Raw genomic sequence first — 14853 nt, forward strand, 5'->3', positions numbered from 1 at the left:
TAAGATTACAGCTGAGTATGCAGACCACACTCACGGCTTTCTTCTACTTTAGTTGGATCAAAGTAGTCATGCTCGTTTGGCAAGTTGTGCTCATCTAAGTACACGTCTAGATCCGCATCTGTTTTTTCAAACAATGGCGCCACTTTCAATACACCGTCTTTTGATAAGCTCAGTACATCAAGACCTTGGCGGAATTCTGTTTGGTCTTTACGAATGGCATTGAACCATACATCAGGCTTTAGCTCGTCTAGTGCACGGCGGAATGGCTCAAGTTTCACTTGTTCAGTGAACTCGTCATGCTGAGGGTTATCGATACCAGGGATACCATTCATGGTTGCATCACGGTGTGCAGCCGTTTGTTTTGGGATATAAGTCACAACATTTAGATCAAGATCACGAATCAATTTGTTAGCAAACTGATAGGTCGCATCGGTGTTGTAACCTGAGTCTACCCACAATACAGTGATGTCAGGGCGCTGCTTGGCAACCAAATGCAAGATCGCTGATTCATAAGGACGGAAGTTGGTGGTGATGATTGGGTTTTTTGCTTGCGTCAGTGCCCACTCAACGATTTGCTCAGGTGATTTACCTTGCAAATCTTGGTTCGCTTGGTCGATATCTAGGTTTGGGTGTAATTGGCTCATAATACATTCCTTAATAATTGTTAATATAAAAATAGCGATTTGATAGTGAACAATAAAATTAGTTTTTTGAGAACATCGGTAATGCTGAAGCGTCTCGACCATCATAGCTGCTGGCTAGGGCAGTGAAGGCTTGGCTGATATTAGAGTTGACATCATGCTCATTGAGTACAAAGCTAGTAGCACCAGCGCGCAGCAAATAAGCGATTTGGTCACGACCAAACGCGCCTGCCATGCGAATATCACCTTCATAACCAAGCTGACGCAGGGTCTGTGCAAAACTAAAACCGCGACCGTCCACAAAACTTGGGACATGAATGACGATCAGATCTTGCGTCAATAAAAAGTCTTTTACATCGGGCAGGTCATCAGCATCAGTGTTGGACGTGATCCACACACCCAATCGGCTGCTGTGCTGCTTGAGGATATCCAATACTTGCTCTAGCAAACCGTTTGCCAGTTTGCCATCAGCATTTAACAAATCTGCTAATGGGATAAGCACATCGACTTTTTCTTGTTTGTGTAACAGCTCAAGTAAGGTCAGGTTTGATAATGCGATACCGTCAGGCAGCTGCGCTGTCGCTAGCGCTTGCCAAGTATCTTCGCCACTGATGTCTGCGCCATGGCTATCGAGCACATGATGATTAGCCATAGACCTTCTCCTTAAAGGGGGCGATACCAACGCGGTCAATCACGTCACCAAAACCCTCAACATCTTGTTCGTTAGTACCGCGTATATCGAGATACACATCTAAAATGGTTTGCAAGGTGCTGGCCACATCATCCGCTGGCACCGCTTTTCCTAAGATTTTTCCCAATTTGGCGTCATTACTAGAGTTACCGCCAAGGCTAATCTGATACCAATGCTCGCCTTTTTTGTCCACACCCAAGATACCGATATCACCTGTGTGATGATGGGCGCAGGCGTTCATACAGCCTGACATATTTAGGCGAATATCACCAAGATCATACAAGTAATCTAAATCATCAAACTGCTTTTCGATTTGCTCAGCGATATTGTGCGTAGTCGCATTGGCCAGTGAGCAATAATCCCAACCTGGGCAGACAATCATGTCGGTTAAGGTGTTGATATTGGCGCGTGCTAAATGCAAGTCTGACAACTGCTGCCACAATTCATAAAGCTCATTGGTTTGCACATCAGCGAATACCAGATTTTGCTGATACGTACCGCGCAACTCACCAAAGCTATAACGATCAGACAAATCGGCAAGCGCATCCATTTGCGCATCACTCAAGTCACCTGATGGCACATAACGACCTTCTACCAGTCCGGCTTTTAAAGAGATCACTACCGCACGGTAACCATCTACCTTATGTGCGACGGTATTCTGGTTATACCAATTGGCAAAGTCTTTATCAGCGTTTAGTTGTTGTTGTAACTCAGACTGTACTGCGAGCGCATCAAATGACTGATAATCAGGCATGCTGAAATAGCTGGCAGCGGTGTCAAAATTATCTTCAGTCAAGGTAAGCGGGCCATCTTTAGTATGTGCTTCCCACTCAGCCTCCACCAATTTGGCAAACTGATTGCCGCCTAAGCTATCGACCAAAATCTTAATACGGGCTTTGTACTTGTTATCACGGCGACCATGCAAGTTATAAACGCGCAAAATGGCATCGAGATAGCTGAGTAAATGCTCACGCGGTAAGAATTTGCGAATGGTTTTGCCAATAACGGGGGTGCGTCCTAAGCCACCACCAACGATAACTTCAAAGCCAAGCTCGCCTGCGTCATTGGTAATGACGTGCAGACCCACATCATGTACTTGCGTCGCAGCGCGATCCGCTTCGGTACCGATTACCGCAATTTTAAATTTACGCGGTAAAAAAGCAAACTCAGGGTGGAAGGTTGACCACTGACGAATGATTTCGCAATAAGGACGTGGATCAGCGATTTCTTCTTTATGGATACCAGCGTAAGGGTCCGTTGTGGTATTACGGATACAGTTGCCTGAGGTTTGGATGGCATGCATCTGTACCGTTGCCAATTCTGCCAAAATGTCTGGCACTTCTTCTAGTTTTGGCCAGTTCAGCTGAATATTGGTACGGGTAGTCATGTGCCCATAACCTTTATCGTACTTGCGGGTAATCTCTGCCAATTTGCGCAACTGATAGCTGGCAAGTAGTCCGTAAGGGATGGCGATACGGAGCATCGGCGCATAACGCTGAATATACAGACCGTTTTGCAATCGCAGTGGCAAATACTGCTCTTCTGGCAGCTCACCCGCTAGAAATCGCTCGGTTTGGTCGCGAAATTGGGCAACTCGTTCCTCTACCAACGTCTGGTCAGCGTAATTATATTGATACATGACGTAATCTCAGTTTTGTTTTTAGTCTTAAAAGCAGCGATGGAAGCAATCTAATATCTGTGCTCGTAGGTGATAGACTTTACCACAAATCGCAATTTAAACAATTCAGGGTCACATCATATAAGCTTCTATCTATAAACATAAATTCCTTTCAGACATATCCATATCCAAACACAGCATAAATTTTCATAACGAAAGTTAGGTAGCCTATGCTTATCAAATTTAACGCCTGATCGTTCTCGCTTTATTCTCATTATCAGCTATTCGTGGCTGGCTTATCAGCTGCTTACTTTGTTGATTGTTTTTATCGACCATTCTTTCTAATAAGAGGTTTTAATAACGATATGTCCCAGACCCAAAGCCAAACCCAATCAAAGCTGGTTCCGCCACATGGCAGTGCCGAGCTAAAGCCACTGTTATTAGAGGGCGAAGCACGCGAGCAAGCACTAGAGCTTGCCAGCACCTTGCCAACCATTACCTTAAGCTCACGCGAGCGTGGTGATCTGATCATGTTCGGTATTGGCGGCTTTACGCCATTGAACGGTTTTATGAATCAAGCCAACTGGCAAGGTGTGGTTGATAACATGCGCTTGCAAGGTGGGGATAACGAAGGTTTGTTTTGGCCAATTCCGATCACCTTGTCTGCGCCAAAGGCGACAGCGGATAGTCTGAGTCAAGGCGACAAAGTAGCCCTAGTTGCACAAGATAGCGAAGTCATGGGTATCTTGACGGTAGAAGAGACCTATACCATCGATAAAGAACATGAGTGTCAGCAAGTATTTACCACGACAGACCCAGAGCATCCAGGCGTTCAGCAAGTATTGGATCAAGATGATGTCAATATTGCAGGCAGTGTAGAAGTGCTGAGCGAGGGCGAGTTCCCAACGCGTTATCCTGGTATCTATAAAACGCCCGCGCAAACGCGTCAAATCTTTGAAGAGAAAAACTGGAAGACCGTGGCGGCGTTCCAAACGCGTAATCCGATGCACCGCTCACATGAGTATTTGGCCAAAATCGCCATTGAGATCTGCGATGGCGTTATGATTCATTCATTGCTAGGCGCACTAAAACCAGGTGACATTCCAGCAGAAGTACGTCAAGAAGCCATCAAAACCTTGATTGATAATTACTTCAAACAAGACACGGTCATTCAAGCAGGCTATCCACTAGATATGCGCTATGCTGGTCCACGTGAAGCATTATTGCATGCGTTATTCCGCCAAAACTATGGCTGTAGCCATCTGATCGTTGGTCGCGATCATGCTGGTGTAGGCGATTATTATGGTGCATTTGATGCCCAAACTATTTTTGAACAGGTTGGCAAAGACGATCTCATCACCCAGCCGCTAAAAATTGGTTGGACGTTCTGGTGTAATGCTTGTAACGCCATGGCATCTGACAAGACTTGCCCGCATGACGCGTCTGAACACGTTAAAGTATCAGGTACCAAGCTGCGTAAAGCGCTATCAGAAGACATGGAAGTACCAGAGAACTTTAGCCGTCCAGAAGTGCTTGAGATACTACGTAACTACTACGGCAGCATCGCTCGTGAAGAACGTGCTGAGATCAAACTCACTGGCGCATCTGCGGTATAAACTCGAGCGTGTCAGCATAAAAAAGTGCCAGCATAAAAAATCAGTGCTGCATCAAACCTAAAAAAGGTGTCGGACAATGAGTCTGGCACCTTTTTTTTATCATTTTTAGCATCTCTCACCTCAGTTAGCGTGAGCTATCAAATCGCTAAATCTTCTGTCAGTTTTTGATATTCTCCCGCAAGTGAGGCACCGCCTGAGCAAAAATAATTCAGCGCATACGTATCTGGGCTATCAATCGTCAGCATATTGTCTTTAAATTGAAAAAAGACGGTGCTGTCATTTGTCTGCGCCTGAAAAATCGTACCGTGTGCCGCGTCTTGCCCCATTAATGTCGCCTTACCATCAAACTGACAAGTCTGTTTTTTGATATCGCTGCGTGAGCGAATTTTTATATCGATTTGTTGGTCACTTTCTGCACGTACCATGACGCCAATCCAGTCATAGCCTTGTGCGCGTTTGTCATAATCTGCAGAAGCATAATCACCAGAAATATAGTCTTTCATAACATCCACTGGAATTGAATGAACCGCTACAGCACTGTGCGAAGAATTCTTCACCGCGGGCATCACGTTATGACAACCCGTTACGGCAGCTAGGGCAGAGGCCATCAATGTTAATGCTGCAACAGAATGAAAGCGATGGGACGAAAGAGTCATAAAAAGGCCTTTGGTCAAATAAGACGGTAAAATGGATATAGCATTGGCGCTTGGGGCACACTATATAAAATGATGGTGCAGCCTAGCTGAATTATAGTCTATTTAATAAGCCTGCCTGCAATGATTTACCTCTCGTTCTTCATAATTTCCTAAGAGCACATCCTAAGTGCTTATGCCAACATCAGGACTTGATAAGCGGATTCGTCACTAAGCGTTTGCTATTTATGCTGCTAGCATAGCTTTCATCATCCGAAAACCGAAATCAACAGAGTAAAAACCAAAAGAACCAAGCTCAAATGATCATAAGCCTTGTGATGATGGTCAAAATTTTGACAACACGCTTCTACCAACTTTATCGAGAGCATCATGCAAAAAAAACTCCAAAAATTCCGCATTGCTAGCATCCAGCCAACCAATAATAAACATATAAGAGCGCGGGCACTTACCACTAGCGGCATGCTCGCAGCAGCGATCATAATGACAGGCTGTAGTCCAACCGAAGGGGCGCAAAACGATGGAGGGAACAACGCTAATGGTGAGATGCAGGATGTCAATCTACTCAACGTTTCCTACGATGTATCTCGTGACTTTTATAAAGACTATAACGCGTTATTTAGTGCTGACTATCAAAAAGCCCATCCAAACAGCAAAGTAAATATCAATCAATCGCATGGCGGTTCAAGCAAGCAGGCATTATCTGTTGCCAATGGACTACAAGCAGATGTGGTCACCTTTAACCAAGAGAGCGATATGAACCTGTTGGTGGAGAAAGGTCTGGTGTCTGCCAACTGGCAGCAAGCACTACCAAATAATGCCGTGCCATACACCAGCACTATGGTACTACTGGTTCGTACTGGCAATCCAAAAAACATCAAAGACTGGTCGGATTTAGCCCGTAACGATATCGATGTGGTCACGCCCAATCCCAAGACCAGTGGTACAGCACGTTATGCTTTCTTAGGCGCCTACGGCTATGGCTTGCATCAATTTAAAGAAAACAGCAGTGACAACCCGGTTCAAACCAATGACTTTATCAAAAAGCTGTTGGCAAACGTGGTCACTTATGACAATGGCGCACGTGCTGCGACGACCAGTTTTACCCAGCGCGGCCTAGGCGATGTACTTATCACCACCGAAAACGAAGCGAATTTGGCCGCTCAGCAATTCGCTAAAGGTCAGGTCGATATTGTCTATCCAAGTTACTCGGTTGAGATTGCCAACCCAGTAGCAGTCGTCACGGCAGTGACTGATAAGGCGGGCAAGACCGAAGCGGCAAGTGCTTATCTAAAAGGCTTATGGGATAAACCTGCCCAAGAGCTCATGGCAAAAATGTATATGCGTCCGAGTGATGAGCAAATACTTGCCGCTCATAAAGATACTCTGCCTGATATTGAAACGTTTGAGCCTGTCGCCGTCTTTGGCCCATGGGCAGAGATTATGGATACTTTCTTTGTAGACGGTGGCCGTTTCGATCAGCTGGCAAGTGCTAAGTAGTCGTTAATTTCTGGCTTGTAGAATTATCTGTCTTGGCCGTTATCAGTGAAACACGGACAAGATAGATAAGACGTATCCAATGTTAAAATCAGAAAAAAGTTGGTTATGCGTATATAATTTTTTCATAAATTATTGATATGATTGGCTTTGCCTGCTTGTTATTCCCTTTTGGCAATAACATACGCATATTCATCATTAAACATAATAAGATGGCGCTGTTAGCATACTTGCATTACACAACAGACATCTTTGAGGTATTTATGACAGACGTAGCTCGTTATCAACAAAAGAGTAAAACCCTTAGTGCCTTAAGTATTGCTGGCGTTGCTTTGACATTGGGTTTGGCTGGCTGTAGCAACAGTGAGACTACTGAGGCAGCAGCTGATGGTTCAGCGACGACAGAAGGGCAAAATATCGAGCTACTCAACGTCTCATACGATGTGGCACGTGACTTCTATAAAGACTACAACCCTTTGTTTGTTGAGCATTATAAAGCGGAACACCCAGACAGCAAGATTCTAATCAAGCAGTCACATGGTGGCTCAAGCAAACAGGCATTGTCTGTGGCTAATGGTCTACAAGCGGATGTTGCCACTATGAACCAAGGCTCTGATATTGAGCTACTTGAGAAAAAAGGCTTGGTTGAGTCAGATTGGGAAAGCAAATTCCCTGACAACGCCGTTCCTTTTACCAGCACGATCGTATTTTTGGTACGTAAAGACAATCCAAAGAATATCAAAGATTGGGAAGATTTGACCAAAGATGGTGTTGAGATTGTGATGGCTAACCCAAAAGTGACGGGTAACGGCCGTTATGCATTCTTAGGCGCCTACGGTTATGGTCTACATGCTTTTAATCAAGATGAAACAAAAGCTAAAGGCTACGTCAAAGACATGCTAAAAAATGTCAAAGTTTATGAAAATGGCGGACGTGCAGCAACGACGACTTTCGTTCAGCGTGGTATCGGTGATGTTTTGGTGACGTTTGAAAACGAAGCCAACCTTGCAGCGACTGATTTTGGCGCAGGTCAAGTAGATATCGTTTATCCAAAATACTCAATCAAATCAGAAAGCCCTGTGGCAGTTGTGAAGGCAGTAACAGACAAGAAAGGTACTACCGACGCGGCCAAAGCGTATCTTGATTATTTATGGAGTGAGCCTGCTCAGCAACTAGCCGCCGATTTATACTTACGTCCTAGCGTTAAGAGCGTTCTTGACAAAAACAGTGACAAATTGCCACCTGTTGAGACTTTCCGCCCGAACGATGCCTTTGGCACATGGGATGAGATCATGAGCACCTACTTCAGTGATGGCGGTGTGTTTGATCAGTTGGCTGTTAATGCGCCGCAGTAATCGCCTGCTACGTATATAAGAGCTGCTAGTGCGCTAACCACTGAAACTGGTTGAAGCAGTTAATCGTACAGTCAGTCATGAAGCACCCCATAAAGGACATGGTCGTACGCACTATGTCCTTTATATTGTAAGCCGACCAATAATAATTTTAATAACAGTTGTGATAATAATGGTCTTACGGTGAGCACCCTCGCTAAGTACCATCAGTTAGGCAATAGGACATCACTATGAGTGCAACATCTTCTTCTGCCAGTAAACCCACCAACAAAAAAGGGTGGTTGACACGCTTGCGTCAGCGCAATGTGCTACCCGGGTTTGGTCTGAGCATGGGCATCACTGTCTTTAGCTTGTCATTATTGGTCGTACTACCGTTTGCCATGATGGCCTATACCACAACTCAGATGGGTTGGACGGGTTTTTGGGAAACCATTACCCAGCCGCAAGTCACTGCTGCAATTAAGCTCAGCTTATGGATGTCGTTTTTAGCGATGCTGACCAATATGGTCTTTGGTACACTGGTTGCGTGGGTGCTAGTGCGTTATGAGTTTTGGGGTAAGTCGTTAATTAATGCCTTGGTTGATTTGCCATTTGCACTACCAACAGCAGTGACGGGTATCTCGCTTGCGACACTGTACGCGCCTAATGGCTTGATTGGTCAATGGTTCGCTAAATTTGATATTCAGGTCGCCTTTACGCCGATAGGTATTTGGCTGGCATTGGTTGTGGTGAGCTTTCCCTTTATCGTCCGTGCAGTACAGCCTGTACTCGCTGAGCTATCGGTTGAGTTTGAAGAAGCCGCAGCCGTATTGGGCGCTAATCGCTTAACCACCTTTCGCAAAGTAATTTTACCAGAGCTGTTGCCTGCTTTACTGATGGGCGCAGGTATGATGTTTGCCCGTGCTACTGGCGAGTATGGCTCCGTTATTTTTATCGCGGGTAATATTCCGATGCAGTCTGAGATTTTACCACTCATCATCATCAGTAAACTTGAGCAGTTCGATGTTCAAGGTGCTTCTGCGGTTGCACTGTTTATGCTACTCATATCGTTTGTGATTTTATTGACCATCAATATCATGCAGTGGAAACTGTCGCGCCGCGTAGGAGCTCGCTAATATGCAAATATCTAATAGCTACGACTACCAAAGCAACGCTGCGACCAAAGACACGCCATGGATACGCCGCACCTTTATTGTGATCGCTGTGCTGTTTATGGTCTTAATGCTGGTGGTGCCTTTATTGGCTGTGTTTTATGAGGCTTTCAAAAACGGCTGGCAGTTATATCTTGCGTCATTGGTTGACCCTGAGGCATTACAAGCCATCAAACTGACATTGATCACAGCGGCGATTGTCTTGCCGATCAACATGGTCATGGGTATTGCGATTGCGTGGTTGGTCACACGCTATCAGTTCAAAGGTAAGCAGCTGGTGACGACGTTACTTGATTTGCCATTTTCTGTATCACCTGTCGTTGCCGGTTTGATGTTTGTGCTGCTATTCGGACTCAACTCTACGATCGGTGGCTGGCTTGAGAGCATGGGTTTTCAGGTAATATATGCAGTACCTGGTATTATTCTGGCGACGCTATTTGTGACCTTTCCATTTGTTGCACGTGAGCTCATTCCATTGATGCAGACACAAGGCGACTCTGAGGAACAAGCCGCATTAACCTTGGGCGCGACTGGCTGGCAAACCTTTTGGCATGTGACACTGCCTAATATTAAATGGGCACTGCTATATGGTTTGATTTTGACCAATGCACGTGCGATGGGCGAGTTCGGTGCGGTCAGTGTCGTATCTGGTCACATTCGCGGCGAGACCAATACCATGCCGCTATTGGTTGAGATTGCCTATAATGATTATAACTTTACCGCTGCATTTGCCTTATCGAGCTTACTTGCCGCACTTGCCTTAGTGACGCTACTGATTCAGCAAGTCATGACCAAAATGCAAGAGCGCAAATTTGCTAAGTCTGAACGTTTAGCGGCTGCCCCTGAGCTACCAGTGAGTGCCAATGCGACGACGTCAACGGCTGAGAGTGCTAGTAAGCTATAAGTTGTTTGGGTAAGTATTCAGGGTTGTTCAATCATATTGACACGGTCGTTAAGACATCAGTCTCAATACGACAAAAGATATTATAAGAGATACCATTATGAGCATTGAGATTCGCAACGTTAATAAAAAATTTGGTGACTTTACGGCTTTAGACAATATCAATATTACCGTTCCAACCGGCAAGCTGACGACGTTGCTAGGTCCATCAGGTTGTGGTAAGACCACATTGCTACGTATCATTGCGGGTCTGGAATATGCCGACTCTGGACAGGTACTGTTTGATGAGCTGGATGTCACCAATACGCCAGTACAGAAGCGTCATATTGGCTTTATGTTTCAGCACTATGCGTTGTTCCGTCATAAAAACATCGCAGACAATGTGGCGTTTGGATTGACACTACTGCCAAAAAATGAACGTCCCAGCAAAGCAGATATCAATAAGCGCGTGGCAGAGCTGTTAGATCTGGTACAGCTCCCACAAGTTGCCAACGCGTATCCGCACCAACTATCAGGTGGTCAGCGTCAGCGTATTGCGCTAGCACGGGCACTTGCGGTAAAGCCAAAGCTGTTATTGCTGGATGAGCCCTTTGGTGCGTTAGATGCCAAAGTACGTAAAGAGCTGCGCACTTGGCTAAAGAATATCCACCACGAGCTTGGTATCACAAGTATCATGGTGACCCATGATCAAGAAGAAGCCCGCGCCGTATCGGACGAGATCGTCGTCATGAACCAAGGTCGAGTAGAGCAGGTGGGGACGTCAGAGGAGCTGATACATCAGCCAGCCAATGCCTTTATCAGCGACTTCTTAGATTTGGCTTAGCGGCTTAGTGACTTAGCTTTTATCTCATTGTCATTCATAGCTGATGAGCCAAAAAAAATCCTACTTAGGTAGGATTTTTCTTTGGCTCATTGAATCGTACAGAGTGCAATGAACTACACTTGTCTAGTTATAATATTTAAGCAAGTCTCGATTCATCTTTATCTGAATCACTTGGAGAGAGTTGATCATAAGTGATATTCAAGATGTCTTGACACCATTCTGGTAAGTCATCAGCGACTTCATACCACATCCATGTACCGTCACGTACACAGCTTAAGATACCCAGTTTTTTTAAATGGTTCAAATGACGCGATATTGTTGGTTGCGGTTGAACAAGCATGTCTACCAAATCACCCACACAGCGTGCTTCTTTTTTAAAAAGAATTTGAAATATTTTTAGGCGTGTTGGATCAGATAAGACTTTAAACAAATCAATAGGTCGTATCGTAAAATTATTATCAGACATAGGAAAATTCCAATGGACTTCGTTTATAAGGGTTCAATATAACAGCAGTTATCTCGAAAATCGATTAAAAAATAAGCAAAATTACAGTTCATCGTTAATTTACTACCTTCTACAATATTCGGTTACATGGACGCTTATATCCACTTACATAAATGAATGGTGCGAAATATAACAGTACCATCACGACCAAAAAATGTTCCGAATGTTATTGAAAATGATAACAATTATCGTTATTATACTGCATGTAATCAGCGTGATGCTGAGCAAGTAGTCGCTATCAAATAGTGGTAATCAGAGGAGCCAATCCATGTACGTATGTATCTGTAATAACGTCAAAGAAAAGCAAATCAAAGCAGCCATTGCTTCTGGTGTAGATACCCTCGATGGTCTAAAAGACACCCTCGACGTTGCAACTTGCTGTGGATGCTGTGAGCCTATGGTTAATGACTACTTGGACGAGCATCATGCAGCACTCGATGTCTTAGCGTATGCAGTATAACTACTTTCAGCTTAGTCGATCTTATCTCTAATCTAACCAAATATATTCAATATCTTGCATCTATTCTTTCATTATACATAAGGAGTAGGTTGCAGGCGTCCATATAACCTCATTGATACGCCAACATCGCTGCTATCAATTTGTGTCAAGTATCGTGACTGACAACTGTAGCTAATTACAATTCTCAATTAGCATCTTATTCTTAGTTCACAACATTACATGCCACATGGCGACTGTATGCTACTATATCTGTCTAAGATTGTAAGACGTTTTATTGATTTGACCCTTTACTGATCAGTTTACCGATTCCGCTGTCTTTATATGTAAAAATGTGGATATATAACGGTCTGTAAAAAATAAATAGAGGAGTGTACATTATGATAGGCAGTCAAAAAGTCATTGATTATTTGAATTTCTTGTTAGGCGGCGAGCTGGCTGCACGTGACCAGTATTTTATCCACTCAGAGATGTATGCTGAATGGCATTATGGCAAATTGTACGATCGTATCCATCATGAAATGGAAGACGAAACACTACACGCACAAGCAATTATCCGTCGTATCTTGATGCTAAGTGGTACGCCAAAAATGACGGTTGATACGATCAATATCGGCAGCACTGTCCCTGAGATGTTGCAAATTGACCTTGATTTAGAATATAAAGTACAGAAACATCTAAAAGAAGGCATTGCGCTTTGTGAAGCAGAGCACGACTATGTCACACGTGAGATGCTCGTTGAGCAGCTAAAGGATACTGAAGAAGACCATGCGCATTGGCTTGAGCAACAGTTACGCCTAATTGACATGATTGGTCTGCCTAATTATTTACAAACCCAAATGGCTGAAGTCACTCCTAATCTTGTTTGATATCATCACAGATACGAATAAAAAATAGAGCGTTTAGTATAAATAGGAAAGGGAGAGAGATCATGAAAGGGGATAAAGAGGTCATCCGTGCATTAAACAAGGTGCTTGGCCAATCATTAATTGCGATTAACCAGTATTTCTTGCACGCACGTATTGCCCGTCATTGGGGCTTAGAAGCGCTTAACGACTCACTTTATAAGCAGTCTATCGCTGAGATGAAATGGTCAGATGATTTGATTGCGCGTATCTTGCTGTTAGGTGGTTTACCTAACTTACAGGAATTAGGTAAGGTACTGGTCGGTGAAGATGTGCCCGAAGTAATTGAGTGCAACTTGCGTTTAGAGAAACAAAAATTCAACATCATTACGGATGCAATCACCCTATGCGAGACAAAGTCTGACTATGTGTCTCGCCACCTACTAGTTACGCTAAAAGATGGCAATGAAGAATATCAAGATTGGCTAGAGACTCAAGAAGATTTGCTCGAAAGTATGGGGGTAGAGCGCTATATACAATCACAAATCAGTGATGATGACGCGCCATAAATCATTTGTCTTAATTAGTATTCGTCTCAGTTAGCAATGAAGCAAACTTGCCAGCGTGTGATTGGTTTTTCACCAAAACACACGCTGGCTTTTTTACGTTTAGAAACCACTAAAGACTTATACGAGGCAATCAACTTTTAAGTATTTACCGAGGTAGTTAATACAAACCACGCCCATCTTCTGGTTTTAACCGTAAAAAGCCCAATCCTGAGAGAATAGTAAAGCCGCCCAGTATCCAATAAGTGACCTGAAAAGCAAGTAGGGTATCAATTTGAAACCGCTCACGTAACAAGTTAAGCAGTGCGGCACCAAAGGCAATACCCAATCCGATTGCCATCTGCTGATTGACGGCCATCAAGCTGTTGCCACTACTAGTCTGTGCCCCTTGTAGATCGCCGATAGTGATGGTATTCATGGCACTGAACTGGATTGAGTTACAAACACCAATCACAATCAGCACCGGGATCATCCACGGCCACTGCGCCGCATCTGAGAACAGTCCTAATACAATGATCAGTAAACCCAAAATAAGGGTGTTGTATACCAATACCACGCGGTAGCTGTAACGCTGGATAAGCTTGCTGACAAAAGGTTTTATCCCAAGTGCACCAACTGCAATGGGTGCTAATAACCAGCCTGCCTGCGAGGGTGTGTATTCAAATACGACTTGTAATAGTAATGGTAATAAAAAAGGCACGGCACTGATACCAATTCTTGTCGAAAGATTACCAATAATACCGATTCGAAAGGTAGGCACATTAAAGAGTGTCAAAGAAAATAGCGGCGCAATGTGGCGTTTGGCATGCCATACATACGCCAGTAAAAAACCAATCGATGCGGCAGCTAGCAATAGCGCATTGTAACCGTGACCGACTTTTGAACCCATCTCAACCGCTAATGTCAACGCGCATGCACCCAATGCAAACAGCCCAAAACCCATCCAGTCTAGCGATTGTTTGTCGCCAAATAGTGCTGGTATTAGTTTTTTGCCAATCAAAAAACCCACCACCCCCATCGGAATATTGATCAAAAATATCCAATGCCAGCTGGCATATTGCACTAAATAACCGCCAAGCAAAGGCCCAACCAGTGGCGCGACCAAAGCAGGAATTACCGCAAAATTCATCACCGTCAGCAACTGGTTACGTGGGTAGGACTTGACCAAGATCAAGCGTCCAACCGGAGTCATCATGGCACCGCCAATGCCTTGTATCACTCGTGATACGACCAAAAAATTTAACGTAGAGGCCATAGCGCACAGTAGTGAGCCCACGCAAAATATCACAATGGCTGATAGGAAAACACGACGTGTACCATACTTATCTGCCAAAAACCCACTAATTGGGATAAAAATAGCTAAGGTCAGTGCATAACTAATGACAGCCCATTGCATTTTTAACGGTGATTCATCTAACGCTAATGCCATTTGTGGCAACGCGGTGTTCAAAATAGTGGCATCTAAAATCTGCATAAATAACGCTACCGCTAGGACATAGGGTAGGTATTTATTTTGGGTTGGGGTGAGCGTCAGCATGTC

14 protein-coding genes and 1 pseudogene are annotated in these 14853 nt (G+C 44.2%); 9 read left to right on the forward strand and 6 right to left on the reverse strand.

What is annotated here, in order from left to right; all coding sequences use genetic code 11:
• Nucleotides 1-5: 5 nt before the first annotated feature.
• Genes QO189_RS06915 through QO189_RS06925 form a run of 3 tightly spaced genes read right to left on the reverse strand, consistent with a single transcriptional unit; the run spans nucleotide 6 to nucleotide 2971 of the window.
• The gene (locus tag QO189_RS06915) at nucleotides 6-644 is read right to left on the reverse strand and encodes a phosphoadenosine phosphosulfate reductase family protein (protein WP_201601048.1); all 639 of its coding nucleotides are present in this window, start codon (nucleotides 642-644) and stop codon (nucleotides 6-8) included.
• Nucleotides 645-702: 58 nt separating this feature from the next.
• Nucleotides 703-1293, reverse strand: a complete 591-nt coding sequence (locus tag QO189_RS06920; RefSeq protein ID WP_371532115.1) for a DUF934 domain-containing protein — start codon at nucleotides 1291-1293, stop codon at nucleotides 703-705.
• A complete protein-coding gene (locus QO189_RS06925) occupies nucleotides 1286-2971 on the reverse strand; it encodes a nitrite/sulfite reductase (protein WP_371532116.1) in 1686 nt (561 codons plus the stop codon). Before QO189_RS06925 ends, QO189_RS06920 begins: the two co-directional genes overlap by 8 nt.
• A 344-nt stretch (nucleotides 2972-3315) precedes the next feature.
• Between QO189_RS06925 and sat the strand changes: the two genes are divergently transcribed.
• The gene (gene sat, locus QO189_RS06930) at nucleotides 3316-4566 is read left to right on the forward strand and encodes a sulfate adenylyltransferase (protein ID WP_371532117.1); all 1251 of its coding nucleotides are present in this window, start codon (nucleotides 3316-3318) and stop codon (nucleotides 4564-4566) included.
• Nucleotides 4567-4703: 137 nt separating this feature from the next.
• Here sat and QO189_RS06935 read toward each other — a convergent pair whose 3' ends face one another.
• Nucleotides 4704-5222, reverse strand: a complete 519-nt coding sequence (locus tag QO189_RS06935; protein ID WP_371532118.1) for a hypothetical protein — start codon at nucleotides 5220-5222, stop codon at nucleotides 4704-4706.
• Between the two features lie 366 nt (nucleotides 5223-5588).
• On the opposite strand from QO189_RS06935, the gene QO189_RS06940 reads away from it, so the two are divergent.
• From QO189_RS06940 to QO189_RS06960, 5 genes and pseudogenes are all read left to right on the forward strand, one after another.
• On the forward strand, nucleotides 5589-6716 hold the full coding sequence (locus QO189_RS06940; protein ID WP_371532119.1) for a sulfate ABC transporter substrate-binding protein: 1128 nt from the start codon (nucleotides 5589-5591) through the stop codon (nucleotides 6714-6716).
• Between the two features lie 260 nt (nucleotides 6717-6976).
• Nucleotides 6977-8068: a sulfate ABC transporter substrate-binding protein gene (locus QO189_RS06945; RefSeq protein ID WP_371532120.1), complete on the forward strand. Its 1092-nt coding sequence runs from the start codon at nucleotides 6977-6979 to the stop codon at nucleotides 8066-8068.
• Between the two features lie 227 nt (nucleotides 8069-8295).
• Nucleotides 8296-9180: a sulfate ABC transporter permease subunit CysT gene (cysT, locus tag QO189_RS06950; protein ID WP_071001578.1), complete on the forward strand. Its 885-nt coding sequence runs from the start codon at nucleotides 8296-8298 to the stop codon at nucleotides 9178-9180.
• A 1-nt stretch (nucleotide 9181) separates the two neighbouring features.
• On the forward strand, nucleotides 9182-10120 hold the full coding sequence (cysW, locus tag QO189_RS06955) for a sulfate ABC transporter permease subunit CysW (protein WP_238038280.1): 939 nt from the start codon (nucleotides 9182-9184) through the stop codon (nucleotides 10118-10120).
• A gap of 97 nt (nucleotides 10121-10217) precedes the next feature.
• Nucleotides 10218-10937, forward strand: a pseudogene (locus QO189_RS06960) (sulfate/molybdate ABC transporter ATP-binding protein); the annotation flags it as partial.
• 139 nt (nucleotides 10938-11076) lie between these two features.
• Here QO189_RS06960 and QO189_RS06965 read toward each other — a convergent pair.
• On the reverse strand, nucleotides 11077-11406 hold the full coding sequence (locus QO189_RS06965; RefSeq protein ID WP_371532121.1) for an ArsR/SmtB family transcription factor: 330 nt from the start codon (nucleotides 11404-11406) through the stop codon (nucleotides 11077-11079).
• A 307-nt stretch (nucleotides 11407-11713) separates the two neighbouring features.
• Between QO189_RS06965 and QO189_RS06970 the strand changes: the two genes are divergently transcribed.
• The 3 genes from QO189_RS06970 to bfr (QO189_RS06980) all read left to right on the forward strand — a co-directional run bounded on the left by QO189_RS06970 (nucleotide 11714) and on the right by bfr (QO189_RS06980) (nucleotide 13316).
• A complete protein-coding gene (locus tag QO189_RS06970) occupies nucleotides 11714-11905 on the forward strand; it encodes a bacterioferritin-associated ferredoxin (protein ID WP_075107600.1) in 192 nt (63 codons plus the stop codon).
• Between the two features lie 377 nt (nucleotides 11906-12282).
• Nucleotides 12283-12771 carry a bacterioferritin gene (gene bfr, locus QO189_RS06975; RefSeq protein WP_075107601.1) on the forward strand — a complete coding sequence of 163 codons (489 nt, stop codon included), beginning with the start codon at nucleotides 12283-12285 and terminating at the stop codon, nucleotides 12769-12771.
• A 62-nt stretch (nucleotides 12772-12833) separates the two neighbouring features.
• Entirely contained in the window at nucleotides 12834-13316 is a 483-nt protein-coding gene (gene bfr, locus QO189_RS06980) for a bacterioferritin (protein WP_371532122.1), read from the forward strand.
• Between the two features lie 157 nt (nucleotides 13317-13473).
• Here the strand turns inward: bfr (QO189_RS06980) and QO189_RS06985 are convergent, their stop codons facing one another.
• Entirely contained in the window at nucleotides 13474-14850 is a 1377-nt protein-coding gene (locus tag QO189_RS06985) for a DHA2 family efflux MFS transporter permease subunit (protein ID WP_371532123.1), read from the reverse strand.
• Nucleotides 14851-14853: the final 3 nt, after the last annotated feature.

It is taken from the genome of Psychrobacter sp. Arc29 (assembly GCF_041431175.1).
Classification (GTDB): Bacteria; Pseudomonadota; Gammaproteobacteria; order Pseudomonadales; family Moraxellaceae; genus Psychrobacter.

Excerpts from the sequence above, each read along its gene's own strand:
- QO189_RS06915 (WP_201601048.1), bottom strand. The coding sequence starts at position 644 with ATGAGCCAATTACACCCAAACCTAGATATCGACCAAGCGAACCAAGAT.
- QO189_RS06920 (WP_371532115.1), bottom strand. The coding sequence starts at position 1,293 with ATGGCTAATCATCATGTGCTCGATAGCCATGGCGCAGACATCAGTGGC.
- QO189_RS06925 (WP_371532116.1), bottom strand. The coding sequence starts at position 2,971 with ATGTATCAATATAATTACGCTGACCAGACGTTGGTAGAGGAACGAGTT.
- sat (WP_371532117.1), top strand. The coding sequence starts at position 3,316 with ATGTCCCAGACCCAAAGCCAAACCCAATCAAAGCTGGTTCCGCCACAT.
- QO189_RS06935 (WP_371532118.1), bottom strand. The coding sequence starts at position 5,222 with ATGACTCTTTCGTCCCATCGCTTTCATTCTGTTGCAGCATTAACATTG.
- QO189_RS06940 (WP_371532119.1), top strand. The coding sequence starts at position 5,589 with ATGCAAAAAAAACTCCAAAAATTCCGCATTGCTAGCATCCAGCCAACC.
- QO189_RS06945 (WP_371532120.1), top strand. The coding sequence starts at position 6,977 with ATGACAGACGTAGCTCGTTATCAACAAAAGAGTAAAACCCTTAGTGCC.
- cysT (WP_071001578.1), top strand. The coding sequence starts at position 8,296 with ATGAGTGCAACATCTTCTTCTGCCAGTAAACCCACCAACAAAAAAGGG.
- cysW (WP_238038280.1), top strand. The coding sequence starts at position 9,182 with ATGCAAATATCTAATAGCTACGACTACCAAAGCAACGCTGCGACCAAA.
- QO189_RS06965 (WP_371532121.1), bottom strand. The coding sequence starts at position 11,406 with ATGTCTGATAATAATTTTACGATACGACCTATTGATTTGTTTAAAGTC.
- QO189_RS06970 (WP_075107600.1), top strand. The coding sequence starts at position 11,714 with ATGTACGTATGTATCTGTAATAACGTCAAAGAAAAGCAAATCAAAGCA.
- bfr (WP_075107601.1), top strand. The coding sequence starts at position 12,283 with ATGATAGGCAGTCAAAAAGTCATTGATTATTTGAATTTCTTGTTAGGC.
- bfr (WP_371532122.1), top strand. The coding sequence starts at position 12,834 with ATGAAAGGGGATAAAGAGGTCATCCGTGCATTAAACAAGGTGCTTGGC.
- QO189_RS06985 (WP_371532123.1), bottom strand. The coding sequence starts at position 14,850 with ATGCTGACGCTCACCCCAACCCAAAATAAATACCTACCCTATGTCCTA.